This is a genomic window from Enterobacter sp. GD03975 (genome assembly GCF_029838645.1).
GTDB lineage: Bacteria > Pseudomonadota > Gammaproteobacteria > Enterobacterales > Enterobacteriaceae > Enterobacter > Enterobacter quasihormaechei.
Genome location: NZ_JAOBZC010000010.1, coordinates 96,688 through 113,403 on the forward strand (window position 1 = coordinate 96,688; position 16,716 = coordinate 113,403).

Annotated in this window: 14 protein-coding genes and 1 riboswitch; of the genes, 8 read left to right on the forward strand and 6 right to left on the reverse strand. The window is 57.3% G+C overall.

What is annotated here, in order from left to right; translation table 11 throughout:
- Nucleotides 1–91 precede the first annotated feature (91 nt).
- The 5 genes from zupT to N5C09_RS16150 all read left to right on the forward strand — a co-directional run bounded on the left by zupT (nt 92) and on the right by N5C09_RS16150 (nt 6,095).
- Nucleotides 92–865 carry a zinc transporter ZupT gene (zupT, locus tag N5C09_RS16130; RefSeq protein ID WP_063867714.1) on the forward strand — a complete coding sequence of 258 codons (774 nt, stop codon included), beginning with the start codon at nt 92–94 and terminating at the stop codon, nt 863–865.
- A 333-nt stretch (nt 866–1,198) separates the two neighbouring features.
- A complete protein-coding gene (locus N5C09_RS16135; RefSeq protein ID WP_063867712.1) occupies nt 1,199–1,759 on the forward strand; it encodes a fimbrial protein in 561 nt (186 codons plus the stop codon).
- 75 nt (nt 1,760–1,834) lie between these two features.
- Nucleotides 1,835–4,282 carry a fimbrial biogenesis outer membrane usher protein gene (locus tag N5C09_RS16140; RefSeq protein WP_279749426.1) on the forward strand — a complete coding sequence of 816 codons (2,448 nt, stop codon included), beginning with the start codon at nt 1,835–1,837 and terminating at the stop codon, nt 4,280–4,282.
- Nucleotides 4,283–4,291: 9 nt separating this feature from the next.
- Nucleotides 4,292–5,053: a molecular chaperone gene (locus N5C09_RS16145; RefSeq protein ID WP_112792137.1), complete on the forward strand. Its 762-nt coding sequence runs from the start codon at nt 4,292–4,294 to the stop codon at nt 5,051–5,053.
- Nucleotides 5,037–6,095, forward strand: coding sequence for a type 1 fimbrial protein (locus tag N5C09_RS16150; protein ID WP_279749427.1), 1,059 nt, complete (start codon nt 5,037–5,039; stop codon nt 6,093–6,095). The genes N5C09_RS16145 and N5C09_RS16150 overlap by 17 nt, the downstream gene beginning before the upstream one ends.
- A 44-nt stretch (nt 6,096–6,139) precedes the next feature.
- Here N5C09_RS16150 and ribB read toward each other — a convergent pair whose 3' ends face one another.
- Nucleotides 6,140–6,793 carry a 3,4-dihydroxy-2-butanone-4-phosphate synthase gene (gene ribB, locus N5C09_RS16155; RefSeq protein ID WP_063451142.1) on the reverse strand — a complete coding sequence of 218 codons (654 nt, stop codon included), beginning with the start codon at nt 6,791–6,793 and terminating at the stop codon, nt 6,140–6,142.
- A 105-nt stretch (nt 6,794–6,898) separates the two neighbouring features.
- A riboswitch (FMN riboswitch) is annotated at nt 6,899–7,049 on the reverse strand.
- Nucleotides 7,050–7,169: 120 nt separating this feature from the next.
- On the opposite strand from ribB, the gene ubiK reads away from it, so the two are divergent.
- Nucleotides 7,170–7,466, forward strand: a complete 297-nt coding sequence (gene ubiK / locus N5C09_RS16160) for a ubiquinone biosynthesis accessory factor UbiK (RefSeq protein ID WP_063451141.1) — start codon at nt 7,170–7,172, stop codon at nt 7,464–7,466.
- 115 nt (nt 7,467–7,581) lie between these two features.
- On the opposite strand, the gene hldE is transcribed toward ubiK, so the two are convergent.
- Genes hldE through N5C09_RS16175 form a run of 3 tightly spaced genes read right to left on the reverse strand, consistent with a single transcriptional unit; the run spans nt 7,582 to nt 13,231 of the window.
- Nucleotides 7,582–9,012, reverse strand: coding sequence for a bifunctional D-glycero-beta-D-manno-heptose-7-phosphate kinase/D-glycero-beta-D-manno-heptose 1-phosphate adenylyltransferase HldE (gene hldE / locus N5C09_RS16165; protein ID WP_063867704.1), 1,431 nt, complete (start codon nt 9,010–9,012; stop codon nt 7,582–7,584).
- 40 nt (nt 9,013–9,052) lie between these two features.
- On the reverse strand, nt 9,053–11,908 hold the full coding sequence (glnE, locus tag N5C09_RS16170; protein WP_279749429.1) for a bifunctional [glutamate--ammonia ligase]-adenylyl-L-tyrosine phosphorylase/[glutamate--ammonia-ligase] adenylyltransferase: 2,856 nt from the start codon (nt 11,906–11,908) through the stop codon (nt 9,053–9,055).
- A 21-nt stretch (nt 11,909–11,929) separates the two neighbouring features.
- Complete coding sequence (locus N5C09_RS16175; protein ID WP_279749431.1) at nt 11,930–13,231, reverse strand: inorganic triphosphatase; 1,302 nt, start codon at nt 13,229–13,231, stop codon at nt 11,930–11,932.
- 237 nt (nt 13,232–13,468) lie between these two features.
- Between N5C09_RS16175 and N5C09_RS16180 the strand changes: the two genes are divergently transcribed.
- On the forward strand, nt 13,469–14,089 hold the full coding sequence (locus N5C09_RS16180) for a TIGR04211 family SH3 domain-containing protein (RefSeq protein WP_279749432.1): 621 nt from the start codon (nt 13,469–13,471) through the stop codon (nt 14,087–14,089).
- Between the two features lie 61 nt (nt 14,090–14,150).
- Nucleotides 14,151–15,392, forward strand: coding sequence for a multifunctional CCA addition/repair protein (locus N5C09_RS16185; protein WP_102751127.1), 1,242 nt, complete (start codon nt 14,151–14,153; stop codon nt 15,390–15,392).
- 13 nt (nt 15,393–15,405) lie between these two features.
- Here N5C09_RS16185 and bacA read toward each other — a convergent pair whose 3' ends face one another.
- Both bacA and folB read right to left on the reverse strand, forming a co-directional pair.
- Nucleotides 15,406–16,227: an undecaprenyl-diphosphate phosphatase gene (gene bacA, locus N5C09_RS16190; RefSeq protein WP_063867696.1), complete on the reverse strand. Its 822-nt coding sequence runs from the start codon at nt 16,225–16,227 to the stop codon at nt 15,406–15,408.
- Nucleotides 16,228–16,333: 106 nt separating this feature from the next.
- Nucleotides 16,334–16,702: a bifunctional dihydroneopterin aldolase/7,8-dihydroneopterin epimerase gene (gene folB, locus N5C09_RS16195; protein ID WP_279749434.1), complete on the reverse strand. Its 369-nt coding sequence runs from the start codon at nt 16,700–16,702 to the stop codon at nt 16,334–16,336.
- Nucleotides 16,703–16,716: the final 14 nt, after the last annotated feature.

A 16,716-nucleotide genomic window follows, 5' to 3' on the forward strand; every position in this document is an offset into this window, starting at 1 on the left:
CATTACGCGCATTCAGGTGAAGATGAACGCAGATAACCGTGAAGATCATCATCAGGAAATTTGAATGTCAGATACAGCTTAAGGAGAGTGCATGTCAGTACCCTTGATTTTGACCGTACTTGCGGGTGCCGCGACCTTTATCGGCGCGTTCCTCGGCGTGCTCGGACAAAAACCGTCTAACCGCCTTCTGGCCTTTTCGCTGGGTTTCGCCGCCGGGATCATGCTGCTTATCTCGCTGATGGAGATGCTGCCCGCAGCCCTTCACACCGAGGGAATGTCGCCAGTGCTGGGCTACGGCATGTTCATCGTCGGCCTGCTGGGCTATTTTGCGCTCGACCGCATGCTGCCGCACGCGCACCCTCAGGATCTGATGCAAAAGCGCGCGGCTCCCCTTCCGGGCAACATCAAGCGCACGGCCATCCTGCTGACGCTCGGCATCAGCCTGCATAACTTTCCGGAAGGCGTTGCCACCTACGTCACGGCCAGCAGCAATCTGGAGATGGGGTTTGGCGTGGCGCTGGCGGTAGCCTTACACAATATTCCTGAAGGACTTGCCGTTGCCGGCCCGGTCTACGCGGCCACCGGTTCAAAACGGACTGCCGTGCTCTGGGCTGGGGTTTCCGGCCTGGCTGAAATTCTTGGCGGCGTGCTGGCGTGGCTGATCCTCGGCAGCCTCGTTTCGCCTGTGGTGATGGCTGCCATCATGGCGGCGGTGGCCGGGATCATGGTCGCGCTCTCTGTCGATGAGCTGATGCCGCTGGCGAAAGAGATCGACCCTAACAATAATCCCAGCTACGGCGTGCTGTGCGGCATGTCGGTGATGGGGCTCAGCCTGGTTCTGCTGCAAACGGCAGGTATAGGCTGATTCGGATGCCCTCATTGATGAGGGCAATTCTTTGATGCGCCCCGGCGCAGCCGTTGCATTTTACAATGTCTGCGACTCTGTATTTACAATTGGAAAATCAAGAATTTTTATGGATATTTTTAAGCGCAATATTTCCCAATTAAATTGCGCTTAAAAAGCCGCTGTTGCATGAAATATTAACCGGTTACGATAGTAATAAATTATATATTAACCTCATCTAAAAATATCTTTAAGTCTCATTAATCGCAAACGCCTCCCTCATCCCGTTATACTTTGCGAGTATTCTGAAAATTAATATTCAGATTATGAATTCAATTGAAAAAGGATATTTTCATGTATATGGGTAAAAAAGTACTGTTAGCGGTTGCGATGGCTGCCATTGTTTCGGGTTCTGCTTTTGCTGAAGAACAGGGTTCAGGCAAAATCAAATTCAAAGGTGTGGTCATTGATGCGCCGTGCAGCATAGCACCAGACAGCGTTGATAAAGAAGTTGACCTGGGTGAAGTCACCACCGCCGTTATCAATGCCAACAAAAAATCAACGCCTGTTCCGGTCGATATTAATCTGGAAAACTGCCAGCTTGACGATCCGGCAGACGAGACCGACACGCCAATTACCAAAGTCGATGTCACCTTCACCAGCGCAGCAACGGACGCGACGGATACCAGCCTGATGAGCAACACCTATGCCAGCGGTGCTCAGAACGTGGGTGTGCGTTTGATGGATAACGCGGAGTCTAATATTACGCTGGGACAAGCTAACGAGATTGACCTGCTGCCAGGTTCAACCACGCAGACGCTGCATTTTAAAGCGCTTATGGAAGTCGCGGCAGGTAAAACCGCGACAGCAGGCCAGGTGGAAGCTACCGCTAACTATGTCCTGATGTACAAATAAAAACGTTGCGTCACGGTATAAACCGACTGGCATTTTATGCCAGTCGGCACGAAATATTATTCTTCGAGTAACAGGATGATGACATATAAATTACAATGGTTACTCATCATTACGTCCCTGTTAATGACGAAAGTCGCCTCTGCCACCGAATTCAACATTAATGCCATCGATAAAGATCAGCGCGGCGGCGTTGATTTGTCGCTTTTTAAAGATCAAATATCCGTTATCCCGGGGCGTTATTTCGTCACGGTTTCAATTAATGATATTCCGCTGGCCAACGGCTGGCAGCTAAGCTGGCGGGAAATAAACGATGCGGTTCAGGTCTGTATTCCTCTCGAGCTGGCCGATACGTTTGCGTTGCAGGATAACGTTCGTCAGGCGTTACCGGAAAAAGAGGGATGCGTTGACTTCACCGCCAGGCCAGACATCAAATTCAACTTTGAGCAGGCCAGCCAGACGCTGAAAGTGACGATCCCTCAGGCGTGGTTGCAGTATCGCGCAGCCGACTGGATGCCCCCGGCCACCTGGGATAACGGCGTACCGGGCGTGCTGCTGGATTACAATCTTTTCGCCAGCCATTATCAGCCCGATAGCGGCAGCAGCAATGACAACGCCAACACCTACGGCACTGCCGGTGCGAACATGGGGGCGTGGCGGCTGCGCAGTGATTTCCAGTACACGCAAAGCCATACCGAAGCGGGCTCGGAGCACGACGGCCGTTTTTCTCGCGTCTATATGTTCCGCCCCCTGCCCTCGCTCGGCGCAAAGCTGACGCTCGGGGAAACGGATTTCCAGTCCGCGATTTTCGACGCCTTCACCTACACCGGCGCCTCGCTGATCAGCGACGAGCGCATGCTGCCGTGGTCGTTGCGCGGCTATGCTCCGCAAATTACCGGCATTGCCCAGACCAACGCCACGGTGACCGTTAGCCTTGCCGACCGCGTGATTTACCAGAGTAAAGTGCCGCCCGGCCCCTTTGTTATTCAGGATCTAAACCAGTCGGTTCAGGGTACGCTGGACGTTAAGGTGACGGAAGAGGACGGACGCGTAAGCACCTTCCAGGTTTCTGCCGAATCCGTCCCCTTCTTAACGCGCAAGGGCCAGCTACGCTACAAGCTCGCGGCGGGGAAGGCGCGCAAGGACGCCTCTCACGATGTTGAAGATAACGGCTTCATGAGCGGCGAGTTTTCCTGGGGCGTACTGTCACAAACTTCCCTGTACGGCGGCACGCTGGCTGATGGCGACCATTATCGCTCCGTTGCCGCCGGGATAGGCCAGAACATGGCGTACCTCGGCGCGCTCTCGTTTGACGTTACGCAGTCCACCAGCCAGCTACCCGGCCAAAGCAGCCAGACAGGCTACAGCTACCGCGTTAACTACAGTAAGCGTTTTGATACGACCGGCAGCCAGCTCACGCTTGCCAGCTATCGCTACTCGGACCCGCAGTTTCTGAGCTACGCCCGTTATCTTGACTATGACGACAGTGACCGCCAGACCGAAAAACAGACGCTTAGCGTCACGGCAAGCCAGTATATTTCGGCACTATCGCTGAATCTGTATGTGAACATGCTGCGCCAGACCTGGTGGAACGACGCGCCCTCCACAACGGGCAGCATCACGGCGGGCTACAACTTTGACGTGGGCCGCTGGAAAAACCTGGGCGTGAGCGTGTCCTGGAGTGAAACGCATTACGAAGATGAAGACGAGAACGACGACACCCAGTTTTACCTCTCGCTCAGCGTACCGCTCGATCCCGACCATCGCCTGAACTATGACCTGCGCAACAGCGACACGCTCAGCCATAACGTGTCGTGGTATGACACCTCAGACCGCAATAACACATGGGGCGTTTCCGCAGGTGCGGAAAGTGAAAAGCCGGATGCCGGCGCGCAGGTCAGCGGAAATTATCAGCATTATTCGACCTTTGGCGATCTGAACCTTTCCGGCAGCTATAAGGCTGATGAATACACATCCCTCAGCGCAAGCTGGAACGGATCGTTCACCTCAACGGCGAAAGGTGCCGCCCTGCACCGACGCAGCTACGGCAATGAGCCGCGCGTGATGGTAAGCACCGATGGCGTGGGCAGTATCCCGCTGAACATGTCGCGGGATGAGACCAACCGGTTTGGCATTGGCGTTTTGCCGTCATTCTCCAGCTATACGCCCTCCAGCGTGCAGGTCAATATGAACAACCTCCCGGATGGCGTGGATGTGGACAACCGCGTCGTCACCTCCACCTGGACCGAAGGCGCCATTGGATACCGTCAGATTGCCACGCGGGCGGGTAAGGACATCGCGGGCATTTTACGAACGCCGTCAGGCACGCCGCCGCTGGGGGCGATCGTTCGACTTAAGGAGAGCGATTTGCAGGTTGGGATGGTCGCCGATGAAGGCCACGTCTGGCTGGGCGCGGTTGAGCCAGAACAACAGTTTCGGGTGACGTGGGGCGACAATCAGCAGTGTCGCTTCTCGCTACCTTCTCACTTAGAAAACAGTATGCAGCTGATACTGCCTTGTCAGTAAGAAATCATGATGAAATTAACCCCGCTTAAAAGCCTGTGTCTGATGCTCTTCAGCGCAGCATTTACCACTCACGCCGCCATTAACCTGGACCGCACGCGCATTGTTTTCCCCGAAAGCGATAAGGCCAGCAGCCTGAAAGTGGACAACCAGAGCAAGGCGCTGCCTTACCTGGCGCTTTCCTGGATTGAAGATGAAAAAGGGCGCAAAGAAGACGCGCACTTTATGGCGCTTCCGCCCATTCAGCGCATTGAGGCAGGCTCCTCATCCCAGGTGAGAATTGTGAAACAAGCCGCGACCGGTCAGCTGCCTAAAGACCGGGAGTCCCTGTTTTACTTCAACCTGCGCGAAGTGCCGCCTAAAAGCAGCAGCGCAAGCGAGGAGCGCAGCGTGATGCAGGTGGCGATGCAGAGCCGAATCAAACTGTTCTGGCGTCCAAAGGCGATCGCCAAAAAACCGGGGGAGATGACGGAAATGCGGATGGAAATTACCGCCAGCGCGAAAGGCCTGACGGTGCATAACCCGACGCCCTACTACATTACGCTGGCGTGGCTGAGCAAAAACGCCAAAACCATGCTGCCGGGCTTTGACAGCCTGATGATTGCGCCTTTTGCCACGGAAACCACCTCCACCGGGGATTATCACGGCAGCTATTACAGCATCGGGTATATCGACGATTACGGCGCGCTCAGGAAAGTGGATGCGCAATGCGCGGGAACAGCTTACTGCAAGCTCACCGAACGGAAGGTCAGCCCTGATGCGAAAGCTCATTAACCTCATGCTGCTTCTGCTGGCGTTTTTGCCGCTGAAAGAGGCGCTGGCGCTTAACTGCTATCTGGGCGGCTCGGGCGGGCCCGTCGAGGAGACAAAAACGATCTCGCCTTTTGCTATCCCCAGCAACGCGCAGGTTGGGCAAAAAATCTGGGAATCGAACGACATTAAAATTCTGGTGACGTGCGATCACAACGTCACCAGCGGGTTTGAGCCAGAAGATGTGTATGCCTGGGTCAACCCGTACCCCTCCGCAACCGATCCTTACTATGAGCTCGGCGTCACGTATGAAGGAATGGATTACGATGCGACAGGCCAGTCCAACGGCGTTGATACGCATCAGTGCCTGGATAACAACAACATCACGATCTACACCCCTTCACAGATACGCCAGATGGGCTGGGAAAACCGCATCTGCTCAGGTAACCCGGACGATATCCACACCTCGCGCACGTTTATCGCCCGCCTGCGTCTGTTCGTCAAAATCAAGGCCGTCCCGCCCCACGGCTACGTCAGCTCGCTGAGCGATTACATCGTGGTGCAGTTTGACGGCAAGGGCGGGGTGAACCAAATGGTTGACGCGAAGAACCTTAAGTACCACATCAACGGTCTGCAAAACATTACGGTACTGGACTGCGGGGCAACCTTCAGCATTTTCCCGGAAAATCAGGAAATTGATTTCGGCACCTTTAGCGCCCGCGACATTGTGAACCAGCAAACGCGCAAGCGGACCTTTTCGGTCAGAACCACGAAGGTTCAGGACGCCCAGTGCTCCGACGGTTTTAAGATGGATTCGTCGTTTTATACTACCGACACGCTCACCGCGGACGATACCGCGCTGCTGATTGGCAACGGCTTAAAGCTGCGTATTCTGAACGGGACGGAACCCTATACGTTTAACCAGTATAAAGAGTATGCGGATTTTACGGGCAGCACGTTGCAGTTTGAGCAAAACTACACCGCAGAGCTGTCGCCGGTGGAGGGAAAAGCGATCCGGTCCGGGCCGTTTGAAACCGTGGTACTGTTCAAAATTAACTACCACTAGCAACAAAAAAGCCGGGTTTCCCCGGCTTTTTCACGTCAGCGAGTTCAGCTGGCCTTGCGCTCATGCGCCTGGCGGTACTCCACCAGATCGTCAATCGTCACCACCGGCATGTTGTGCAGACGAGCAAAGGTGATACACTCCGGCGCGCGCGCCATGGTGCCGTCATCGTTGGTAAGCTCGCACAGGACGCCCGCAGGCTTGAAGCCAGCCAGCGTCACCAGATCGATGGTCGCTTCGGTATGACCACCGCGGGTCAGCACGCCTCCCGGCTGCGCGCGCAGCGGGAAGACGTGGCCAGGACGGTGCAGATCGGAAGGTTTCGCGCCATCGGCAATGGCTGCACGGACTGTAGTCAGGCGGTCAGCCGCCGACACGCCAGTGGTTACGCCATGCGCCGCTTCAATGGTCACGGTAAAACCGGTCCCGAAGGCGCTGGTGTTGTTTTCAACCATCATCGGCAGCTCAAGCTGCTGGCGGCGGTCTTCGGTAATACACAGGCATACGATGCCACTGCCGTGACGAATGGTCAGCGCCATCTGCTCAACGGTCATGTTTTCGGCGGCAAAAATCATGTCGCCTTCGTTTTCACGATTTTCGTTGTCCAGCACCATCACGCCGCGGCCTTCGCGCAGTGCGTCCAGTGCATGTTCAACACGTTGAGTTGAAGTGCCAAAAGAGGAAAGTAGCGTCTGATTCATGGTAAAAAAACCTCATTAACTTTATGGTTACCAGAATCAGGGCAGTCTTAGGAGCGCCGTACAAGCGGCAAAAAAATAACGTGAGCGGGCCTCGCCCGACTTGATCGTTACTCTCTCCCATCCGGACTCTAACCGTCGGCCCCGGAATTACACCGGATCTGCTGACCTTTGAGAATTCACCCAAAGCGCTCGCGGGCTTTCAGCGCTAAGCTGATTTACCGCCGGTGGGGAATTTCGCCCCGCCCTGAGAATAAGCGAGATAACTATAACGCTATTGATTACCCTGGGCAATGCATAAGCTTCAAACAATTTTGTTTAACCCGCGGCATGACGCGCTACAATAGGCACTAACACCTTTTCATCAAGGGAAACGACAATGATTGACCCAAAGAAAATTGAGCAGATCGCGCGTCAGGTTCATGAGTCCATGCCGAAAGGCATTCGTGAGTTTGGTGATGACGTTGAGAAGAAAATCCGCCAGACGTTGCAGGCACAGTTGGTTCGCCTTGATTTAGTCAGCCGCGAAGAGTTTGACGTGCAGACTCAGGTTCTGCTGCGCACCCGCGAGAAGCTGGCGCTGCTGGAACAGCGTCTGAGCGATCTGGAAAACCGTAACGCGCCGGAAGAAGTGAAGCCGGCACCGGCTATTCCGCCGGTGGATGACCAGGAGTAAGTGCGGCCTGTTGTGCCCGGTGGCGGCTCTGCCTTACCGGGCCTGGATGATCGCGTAGGTCGGGTAAGGCGCAGCCGCCACCCGACATAAAAAAACGGGCCAGCTGGCCCGTTTTTTACTGACTGTCTTTCTGGATCTTCCTGATGATGTTGGTGGTGGAACACCCGTCCTCAAAGTTGAGCACCATCACTTCACCGCCATTCGCCCAGACCTCTTCGCTACCCGCGATTTGCTCTGGCTTGTAATCGCCGCCCTTCACCAGCAGGTCAGGCAGGATCCCGGCAATCAGGCGCTGCGGGGTATCTTCTTCAAACGACACTACCCAGTCCACCGCTTCCAGCGCGCCGAGCACGATCATGCGCTGCTCCAGCGGGTTCACCGGGCGCGTTTCGCCTTTCAGACGTTTGGTCGACGCATCGCTGTTGACCGCCACAATCAGGCGATCGCCCAGCTTGCGCGCGTTCGCCAGATACGAAACATGACCCGCGTGCAGGATGTCGAACACGCCGTTGGTCATCACCACTTTTTCACCGCGTTTGCGCGCGGCGGCAACGGCCACCTTCAGCTCGTCTTCGGTCATGACGCCAAAGCCGGTATCCGCACGCCCGCGCACCGCGTTTTCCAGCTCGATTGGCGAAACGGTGGAGGTCCCGAGTTTACCGACAACCACGCCCGCCGCGGCGTTCGCGAAGTAGCACGCCTCTTCCAGGGAGTTACCCGCCGCCAGCGTTGCCGCCAGCACGCCGATCACCGTATCACCGGCACCGGTCACGTCGTACACTTCCTGCGCCTGGGTTGGCATATGCAGCGGTGCCTTGCCCGGTTGCAGCAGCGTCATGCCCTGTTCGGAACGGGTGACCAGCAGCGCAGACAGCTCGAAATCAGCGATGATTTTCATGCCGCGCTCAACCAGCTCTTCTTCCGTTTTGCACTTGCCCGCCACCGCTTCGAACTCAGAAAGGTTTGGCGTCAGCAGGGTTGCGCCGCGATAGCGCTCAAAATCGGTGCCTTTCGGGTCGATCAGCACCGGTACGCTGGCTTTACGCGCCAGCTGGATCATGGTCTGCACGCTCGCCAGCGCACCTTTGGCATAATCAGACAGCACCAGCGCGCCGATATTGCCCAGCGCCTGGCTGATGCGCTCGTGCAGCGGCTCAGGATCAACGCCTTCGAACCCTTCTTCAAAATCGAGGCGGATCAGCTGCTGGTTACGCGACAGCACGCGCAGCTTGGTGATGGTTGGGTGTGTCGGAACAGAAACGAAGTCGCACTTCACGTTCACGTCCGCCAGCGACTGACTCAGCGCACGCGCCGCATCGTCAATGCCGGTCAGGCCCACCAGACGCGAATGCGCGCCCAGCGAGGCGATGTTCATCGCCACGTTTGCCGCGCCACCTGGACGCTCTTCAATGGTGTCGACCTTAACCACCGGCACCGGCGCTTCAGGAGAAATACGGCTGGTCGGCCCATACCAGTAGCGATCCAACATCACATCACCGACAACCATAACTCCAGCACGTTCAAACTCTGGCAGTGTTACTTTCATTCCTGACTCCAGAAAGATTCACAATTTGCGCGCGATAATATCACACTTGTTTTGTTACGCACGGTTCCACCAGCCACTTCTGCCAGCTTGTGGTCACCTGCGCGCGTTCATCGGTGAAACAGTCCAGCGCCACATGGCCCGGCTGTTCCTGCAACGCCAGGTGGTGCAGCTCATCACGCAGCGTGGTGTAGGCCCGGGTTAAGGCCTGCGCCTCCTGCTCGTCCATGATGTCGTTCTGTGCCAGCAGTTCCAGAATGCGCACGTTATCGGACCAGCGGGTCAGCTTCGGCTTGTCGTGCGCGTGCAGCAGCACCAGATACTGGGTGATGAACTCAATATCGGTAATTCCGCCCTCATCGGCTTTGATATCAAAGCGATCGCGATGTTTGTTGCCCAAATGCGCGCGCATTTTCTCACGCATTTCACGCACTTCAGTTTGCAGGGTGCTGCCCTCACGCGGGGTCGTCATGACTGACTTGCGGATCGCATCGAACTGCGTTTTGAGCTGCGGATCGCCGTACACCACGCGGGCGCGTACCAGCGCCTGATGTTCCCACGTCCAGGCTTCGTTCTTCTGATAGTCAGCAAAAGCGTCCGTCGAGGTGACCAGCATGCCTGCCGCGCCGGACGGGCGCAGGCGCGCATCCACCTCGTACAGAATGCCCGACGAAGTGCGGGTGCTGAACAGGTGCATGATGCGCTGGGCCAGGCGAAGGTAGAACTGCCGCCCGTCGATTTCACGTTCGCCGTCGGTCATCACGTCAACCGGACAGTCGTGCAGGAAAATCAGATCCAGATCGGAGCTGTAGCCGAGCTCCCAGCCGCCCAGCTTGCCGTAACCCACCACCGCAAAACCACGGCCTTCGCGGTCGGCAAGGTGCGTCGGCTGGCCGTAGCGGGCCACCATCTGCACCCACGCCTGGTGGACTACCGCGTCGATGATCGCCTCCGCCAGCCAGGTTAAGTGATCGCTCACTTTCATTACCGGCAGCGTACCGGCGATATCCGCCGCCGCCACGCGCAGCATCTGCGCCTGCTTAAACTGACGCAGCGCCTCAAGCTGCTGCTCTTCGTCCTCTTCCGGCACGCGCAGCAGATACTGGCGCAGCTCGTCGCGGTAGGCGTCCGTCGCCGTCGGCTGATAGAGCGTATTCGGATCGAGCAGCTCGTCCAGCAGCAACGGATAACGCGCCAGCTTGTTGGCGACCATCGGCGAGGCGGCGCAGAGGGAAATCAGGTGCTTCAGCGCGCCGGGAAACTCGCTCAGCAGTTCCAGGTAGGTGGTACGCGTGACGATCCCGCTCAGCAGCGGCATCATGCGCGACAGCGGCACCGGCGCATCCTCGCGGGAGCAGACGTCGCTCAGCAGATGCGGCATCAGATGATCCAGCACCTGCCGACCGCGCGGGCCAATGGCGCGCTTGTTCAGCTCAAGGCGGAAATCGGCAATCAACGCCACCACGCGATGGCGGGCGTCGTCGCTTAAGTGCGCCAGCACCGGCGTAGTGTCATCTTCCTGGAGCGCGTCCTGCCACAGTTCGCGCCAGTGCTCGGAGAGCGCATCGTCCTGCGTTTCACTTTCGTCATCGCCAATCAGATCGTTAAAGATGCGGCGCACGCCCGCCATATGGGCTTCCAGTCGTGCCGTCAGCGCCGCCCAGTCATCCACCCGCATTCCCCAAGCCAGACGCGCCCGGTTCAGCTCGTCGCCGGGCAACGTCTGGGTCTGTTCGTCGTTAATGCTTTGCAGCAGGTTTTCCAGACGGCGCAGGAAGAGATAGGCCTCCCGCAGCGTTTGCGCGTCGCCTTCCGGCAGGAGATGCAGCCGATCGATTGCGCTCAGCGTCGGCAGCAGCGAGCGGGACTGCAATGAGGGCTCACGCCCGCCGCGAATCAGCTGGAAGACCTGCACGATAAATTCGATTTCACGTATACCGCCCGCGCCGAGCTTGATGTTGTCCTTCAGGCCGCGGCGGCGCACCTCGCGGGCGATCATCCCTTTCATATTTCGCAGGGACTGGATCACGCTGAAATCAATGTAGCGGCGGAACACGAACGGGCGCAGCATGGCGCGCAGCTCGTTGGCGTAGGCGTCTTCGCCGTCACCCATGATTCGCGCTTTGACCATCGCGTAACGCTCCCAGTCGCGTCCCTGCTCCTGGTAATAATCCTCAAGCGCAGCAAAGCTCAGCACCAGCGGACCGCTGTCGCCAAACGGACGCAGGCGCATGTCCACGCGGTAGACAAAACCGTCCTGCGTGGGCTGATCCAGCGCCTTAATCAGCCGCTGGCCCAGGCGGGTAAAGAACTGGGCGTTATCCAGCTCGCGACGACCGCCGCGCGTGGAGCCGTTCTCCGGCCAGGCAAAAATCAGGTCAATGTCCGAGGAGAAGTTCAGCTCGCAGCCGCCCAGCTTGCCCATCCCCAGAATCAACAGCGGCTGCGGAACCCCGTCTTCGCTGCACGGCGTGCCCCACTCCTTACAGCAGGCGGCGTAGAGCCAGTCCCGTGCGGCGACAATCAGCGTCTGCGCCAGCTCGCTCAGCTGCTGCAAGGTGCTCTCTTCGCTCACCAACGCCAGCGCCTGCGCCCAGGCAATGCGTACCATCACCCGGCGGCGGAACTGGCGCAGAACGTGCATCAGCGTGGCTTCATCCGCTACCCCTTCCAGCGCGATTTGCAGCCAGCCAGCATAATGCCGCCACTCGTCAGCCTGCGGCGGCGCGCTTTCCAGCTCTGCCAGCCAGTCCGGGTTGGCGCTGATGCTCTCCTGCACAAAATCACTGAACGTGAGCACGCTTTTCGCCTGCTCGCTTAACGATGACGCGGGTAACGACTCGGGCAGACGTTCGCAAACGGTCTGCCAGTGCTGCTGTAACTGCGAAGAAAGCGGCATATCAGGGGTTCCTTGCCAGAATTAACGTTTTCCGCTGTGCAGCCAGTACGGATCCTGCGAAATGGCCTCGTTGCGGAAATGCTCGATCTCAATCTGCTGACGGGTCTCGATGGCATGCTGAAGCCCCTGCCAGTTCTCCAGCCAGGCCTGCGCCTTCACGCCCTCATACGCACCGGACAGCAGCAGCATGCAGTCGATGTTACGCGCCAGACGGGGAAGCTGGTCGCCATACTGGTCGCCCAGCGGATGCGCGAAGGTGGTTCTCAGTTCGGCGGCGTGACGGGAAAGATGAATATCCGCGAAGCGTTTGAAGTTCTCCGCGATTTTGGTCTGGCCCTTCGCATCCAGGAAGGTGCGCCAGCCGCGGGTCACCAGAAACTCGGTCAGCGCCAGTTTCGCGCTGGCGTTTTGCGGGCTGTAGATTGCCGTTTGCGCCGACACGTCGGAAAGCATCAGCGTTTCGGTTTGGGTGAGCAAATCACGTAAGTGAGCGCTCGCTTTACGCGGGACGATACCGCCGAACAGCGCCAGGGTATGACGCACCAGCCCCATGGCAGCAAGCACCTGTTTTTTGGCGTTTTTCACGTTACGCGCCCACAGTTCTTCGTGGTACTGCCACTGAGAGAGCGCCAGCTCCAGCGCCGCCTCCATGCCCTGCTCAACGCTGGCTTTCGGCACAACGCGCAGAATCGGGGTTTCCCGCAGCACGCGCGGCGCATTCCCGGCGGCCAGGTGATAGCCGCGCGCCGCTTTACTCAGGCTGCCCTGACGCAGGCCTGGCTGGTTCACCAGCTTGCGCGCCAGCTTCAGCACATCGCTCGCCTCGCCTTCCAGCAGTTCAAGTTCCAGCTCGCAGATCGGCTCCTGCTCTTCACCCGCCTTAATCTCACCCCGATCAAACGCGATTTCAATGCGGCTCTTGCCTTCCATCACCAGCCATTTCTCGCGCCAGAAATCGGTGCTGAACAGCGGTTTTGCCTCTGCCGACAGCGTTGCGGGCAGCGTCCCTTCAGGCCAGACTTCCGCCGGAAAACGATCCAGCTCAAGTTCTGGCTTACTGATGTCGATATTGTATTCCGGACGCTGGTGCAAACCGCCGACCACGCGACCGGCGATTTTCATCGTCATCTCGTAACGCCCGTTCGCGCCGCGGATGCGCAGGCCCATATCGTGGTTGCGCAGCCAGTTGTCCGGCGTTTCGTAATAGATGTTGAGCAGCTGTACGGGTTCATGGTGCTCGCCGGACAGCGTGTTCAAATGCTGGCGGAGCGCGTCAGCGCTGTCTTTTTCGACGATAAACTTTAATTCAATCTCTTGTGCCATAGCCTTGTACTTTTGCGTGCGTCACAGACGCGTCGATGAAGGCGAACTTCCTCGCCATTTGTTTGTCAGTACATAGTATTTTGCGCCAAATTGCCACGCAATGAGCAATTTGACGGGCGTAAAAGTTTAAAGCGGTGGAAATCATGACACAGATGATTCCGATTGATGATGAATCCTTTGCGTAGCGACACTGATACCACTACTATCGTTCCACTTTTTATGAAAATAACGACTGATATGCTTAAATTACGCCTGATTGGACTTACTTTACTCGCTTTTAGCGCCGCAACGGCGGTCCACGCTGAAGAGAAACGTTACGTTTCTGATGAACTGAACACCTGGGTACGCAGCGGCCCTGGAGACAATTATCGCCTCGTGGGTACGGTAAATGCCGGCGAGGAAGTGACTCTGCTGCAAACTAACGCAGACACCAATTATGGTCAGGTTCGTGACAGCTCCGGCCGCACCTCGTGGATCCCACTAAAAGAGCTGAGCACGCTGCCAAGCCTGCGCACCCGCGTGCCGGATCTGGAAAATCAGGTGAAAACCCTGACCGATAAGCTGAACAACATTGACGGCACCTGGAACCAGCGCACCGCAGAGATGCAGCAGAAAGTCGCGCAAAGCGACAGCGTGATCGCCGGTCTGAAAGACGAAAACCAGAAGCTGAAAAACGAGCTGATCGTCGCGCAGAAGAAAGTAAACGCCGCTAATCTTCAGCTGGATGATAAACAGCGTACCATCATCATGCAGTGGTTTATGTATGGCGGCGGCGTGCTGGGCGTCGGTCTGGTGCTGGGCCTCGTGCTTCCTCACCTCATCCCAAGCCGCAAACGTAAAGACCGCTGGATGAACTAACTCGTCTTCTCTGCCACACTTACGTATCATCTTGCGAAAAGAGAAAACGGGAGTGTAAGGCGTGAAGAGTTATCTGGTCGGTGGTGCGGTACGTGATGCGTTGTTAGGTCTGCCGGTCAAAGATAAAGACTGGGTCGTGGTTGGCGCCACGCCCGAAGCGATGATTGACGCGGGCTACCAGCAGGTAGGCCGCGATTTTCCCGTGTTCCTCCATCCGCAAAGCCGGGAAGAGTACGCCCTGGCGCGTACCGAACGGAAATCCGGTTCCGGTTATACCGGCTTCACCTGTTACGCCGCACCGGATGTGACGCTGGAGCAGGATCTGCTGCGCCGGGATCTCACCATTAACGCCCTGGCTCAGGACGAAAACGGCCATATCATCGACGCCTACGGCGGACAGAACGATCTGCGCGACCGTCTTTTACGCCATATTTCCCCCGCCTTTTCTGAAGATCCGCTTCGCGTGCTGCGCGTGGCGCGTTTTGCCGCCCGTTATGCCCATCTCAGCTTCCGTATCGCCGACGAGACGATGGCGCTGATGACGGCCATGACCGAGGCGGGCGAGCTGGAACACCTGACGCCAGAACGCGTCTGGAAAGAGACCGAAAACGCCCTGACCACCCGCAACCCGCAGGTCTTTTTCCAGGTTCTGCGCGACTGCGGGGCGCTGAAGGTGCTGTTCCCGGAAATAGACGCGCTGTTTGGCGTGCCCGCACCGGCGAAATGGCACCCGGAAATTGATACCGGCATTCACACCCTGATGACGCTGAGCATGGCTGCCATGCTCAGCCCTGAGGTGGACGTGCGTTTCTCTACCCTGTGTCACGATCTCGGTAAAGGATTAACGCCTAAAGCGCTCTGGCCGCGTCATCATGGGCATGGCCCGGCAGGGGTGAAGCTGGTTGACGGGCTGTGCCAGCGCCTGCGCGTGCCGAATGACATTCGCGACCTGGCTAAGCTGGTCGCTGAATTTCACGACCTGATCCACACTTTCCCGATCCTCAAACCCGCCACTATCGTTAAGCTGTTCGACAATATCGACGCCTGGCGCAAGCCGCAGCGCGTGGAGCAGATTGCGCTGACCAGCGAAGCGGACGTGCGCGGCCGCACCGGGTTTGAAGCATCCGATTACCCGCAGGGGCGTTTGCTGCGCGAAGCGTGGGAAGTGGCAAAAGCGGTGCCAACGAAAGAGGTGGTGGAGGCTGGGTTTAAAGGCCCGGCGATCCGCGAAGAGCTGACGAAACGGCGGATTGATGCGGTAGCGGCGTGGAAGGAAAAACGTTGCCCTCAGCCGAAAGACTGAGGGCGGTTGGTCATCAGAAGAAGACCACGTACACGGCAGCCGCGACGATAAAGCGGTAGATCGCGAACGGAATAAACGAGATACGCTTAATCAGTTGCAGGAAGGTTTTGATGGCAATCAGCGCCACGATAAAGGCGGTGATAAAGCCTACGGCGAACATCGGAATATCCCCCACGGTCAGGAAGCCGATGCTTTTGTAGAGGTCCAGCGCGGTGGCGCCCATCATCATCGGCACCGCCAGCAGGAATGAGAATTCAGAGGCGGCGTAACGGCTCACGCCCATCAGCATCCCGCCGGAAATGGTTGCTCCTGAACGGGAGAAGCCCGGCCACAGCGCCAGACACTGGAAGCAGCCAATGATAAACGCCTGGCGATAGGTCATATCGTCCAGACCTTCCGCACGCGGAGTTTTGGGCTTCAGCACTTCTGCGGCAATCAGCAGGAAGCCGCCGACGACCAGCGCGTACATCACGTTAATCGGGTTGAAGAGCGATTTAATGGTGTCGTGGAACACCAGCCCCAGCACCACTGCCGGGATCATCCCGAGCAGGATATGAATCAGCGTCAGGCGCCCTTTGCCCTCTCCTTCACGCTGCGGCAAACGCCCGAAATGGATGCCGATCAGACCAAACAGACGACGCCAGAACATCACGACCACCGCCAGGATAGAGCCCAGCTGAATCACCACCTCAAACGTCTTTGCGGTATCGCCTTCAAAGCCCAACAGATGGCCAACGATAATCATATGGCCCGTACTGGACACCGGCAAAAACTCCGTCAATCCTTCGACCACACCCAGTATTGCCGCCACCAGCAGCGAGTGCATATCGCTCATCTATAAACCCCTAAAAAGATATAAAAAAACGGTTCCCCACACGGACAACCGTGAAAGATACAGCGTTAAGACCGATATAACCTAAAATGGTTTAGCAATTATGACGTTAAATCTTTCCTTTCAGATTTGTGCCACGCTCGATGATGACGCCCACGTTGACGGCGCGCGCCACCGCGCCCGGCTTGCTCAGCTTGATGCGCACCCACGGGGAGTTAAACTTGCTCAGCAGCAGTTCCGCCACCTCTTCCGCCACGCGTTCCACCAGCGCAAAACGTTGCCCTTCCACGTGGCCGATGACCGCTTCACTGATATCGGCGTAGCTCAGACAGTCATTCACATCGTCGCTTTTTGCTGACTTGCGGTTATCCCAGCCCATTTCGATATCGAACACCAGTTTCTGCTCGATGGTCTGTTCCCAGTCGTAAACACCAATAGTGGTGATTACCGAAAGTTGCTCTATAAATACAATATCCATCACGACCTGCCTGC

Bases quoted from the DNA above. Each gene is read 5' to 3' on its own strand.
- zupT (WP_063867714.1), top strand. From the start codon at position 92: ATGTCAGTACCCTTGATTTTGACCGTACTTGCGGGTGCCGCGACCTTT.
- N5C09_RS16135 (WP_063867712.1), top strand. From the start codon at position 1,199: ATGTATATGGGTAAAAAAGTACTGTTAGCGGTTGCGATGGCTGCCATT.
- N5C09_RS16140 (WP_279749426.1), top strand. From the start codon at position 1,835: ATGATGACATATAAATTACAATGGTTACTCATCATTACGTCCCTGTTA.
- N5C09_RS16145 (WP_112792137.1), top strand. From the start codon at position 4,292: ATGAAATTAACCCCGCTTAAAAGCCTGTGTCTGATGCTCTTCAGCGCA.
- N5C09_RS16150 (WP_279749427.1), top strand. From the start codon at position 5,037: ATGCGAAAGCTCATTAACCTCATGCTGCTTCTGCTGGCGTTTTTGCCG.
- ribB (WP_063451142.1), bottom strand. From the start codon at position 6,793: ATGAATCAGACGCTACTTTCCTCTTTTGGCACTTCAACTCAACGTGTT.
- ubiK (WP_063451141.1), top strand. From the start codon at position 7,170: ATGATTGACCCAAAGAAAATTGAGCAGATCGCGCGTCAGGTTCATGAG.
- hldE (WP_063867704.1), bottom strand. From the start codon at position 9,012: ATGAAAGTAACACTGCCAGAGTTTGAACGTGCTGGAGTTATGGTTGTC.
- glnE (WP_279749429.1), bottom strand. From the start codon at position 11,908: ATGCCGCTTTCTTCGCAGTTACAGCAGCACTGGCAGACCGTTTGCGAA.
- N5C09_RS16175 (WP_279749431.1), bottom strand. From the start codon at position 13,231: ATGGCACAAGAGATTGAATTAAAGTTTATCGTCGAAAAAGACAGCGCT.
- N5C09_RS16180 (WP_279749432.1), top strand. From the start codon at position 13,469: ATGCTTAAATTACGCCTGATTGGACTTACTTTACTCGCTTTTAGCGCC.
- bacA (WP_063867696.1), bottom strand. From the start codon at position 16,227: ATGAGCGATATGCACTCGCTGCTGGTGGCGGCAATACTGGGTGTGGTC.
- folB (WP_279749434.1), bottom strand. From the start codon at position 16,702: ATGGATATTGTATTTATAGAGCAACTTTCGGTAATCACCACTATTGGT.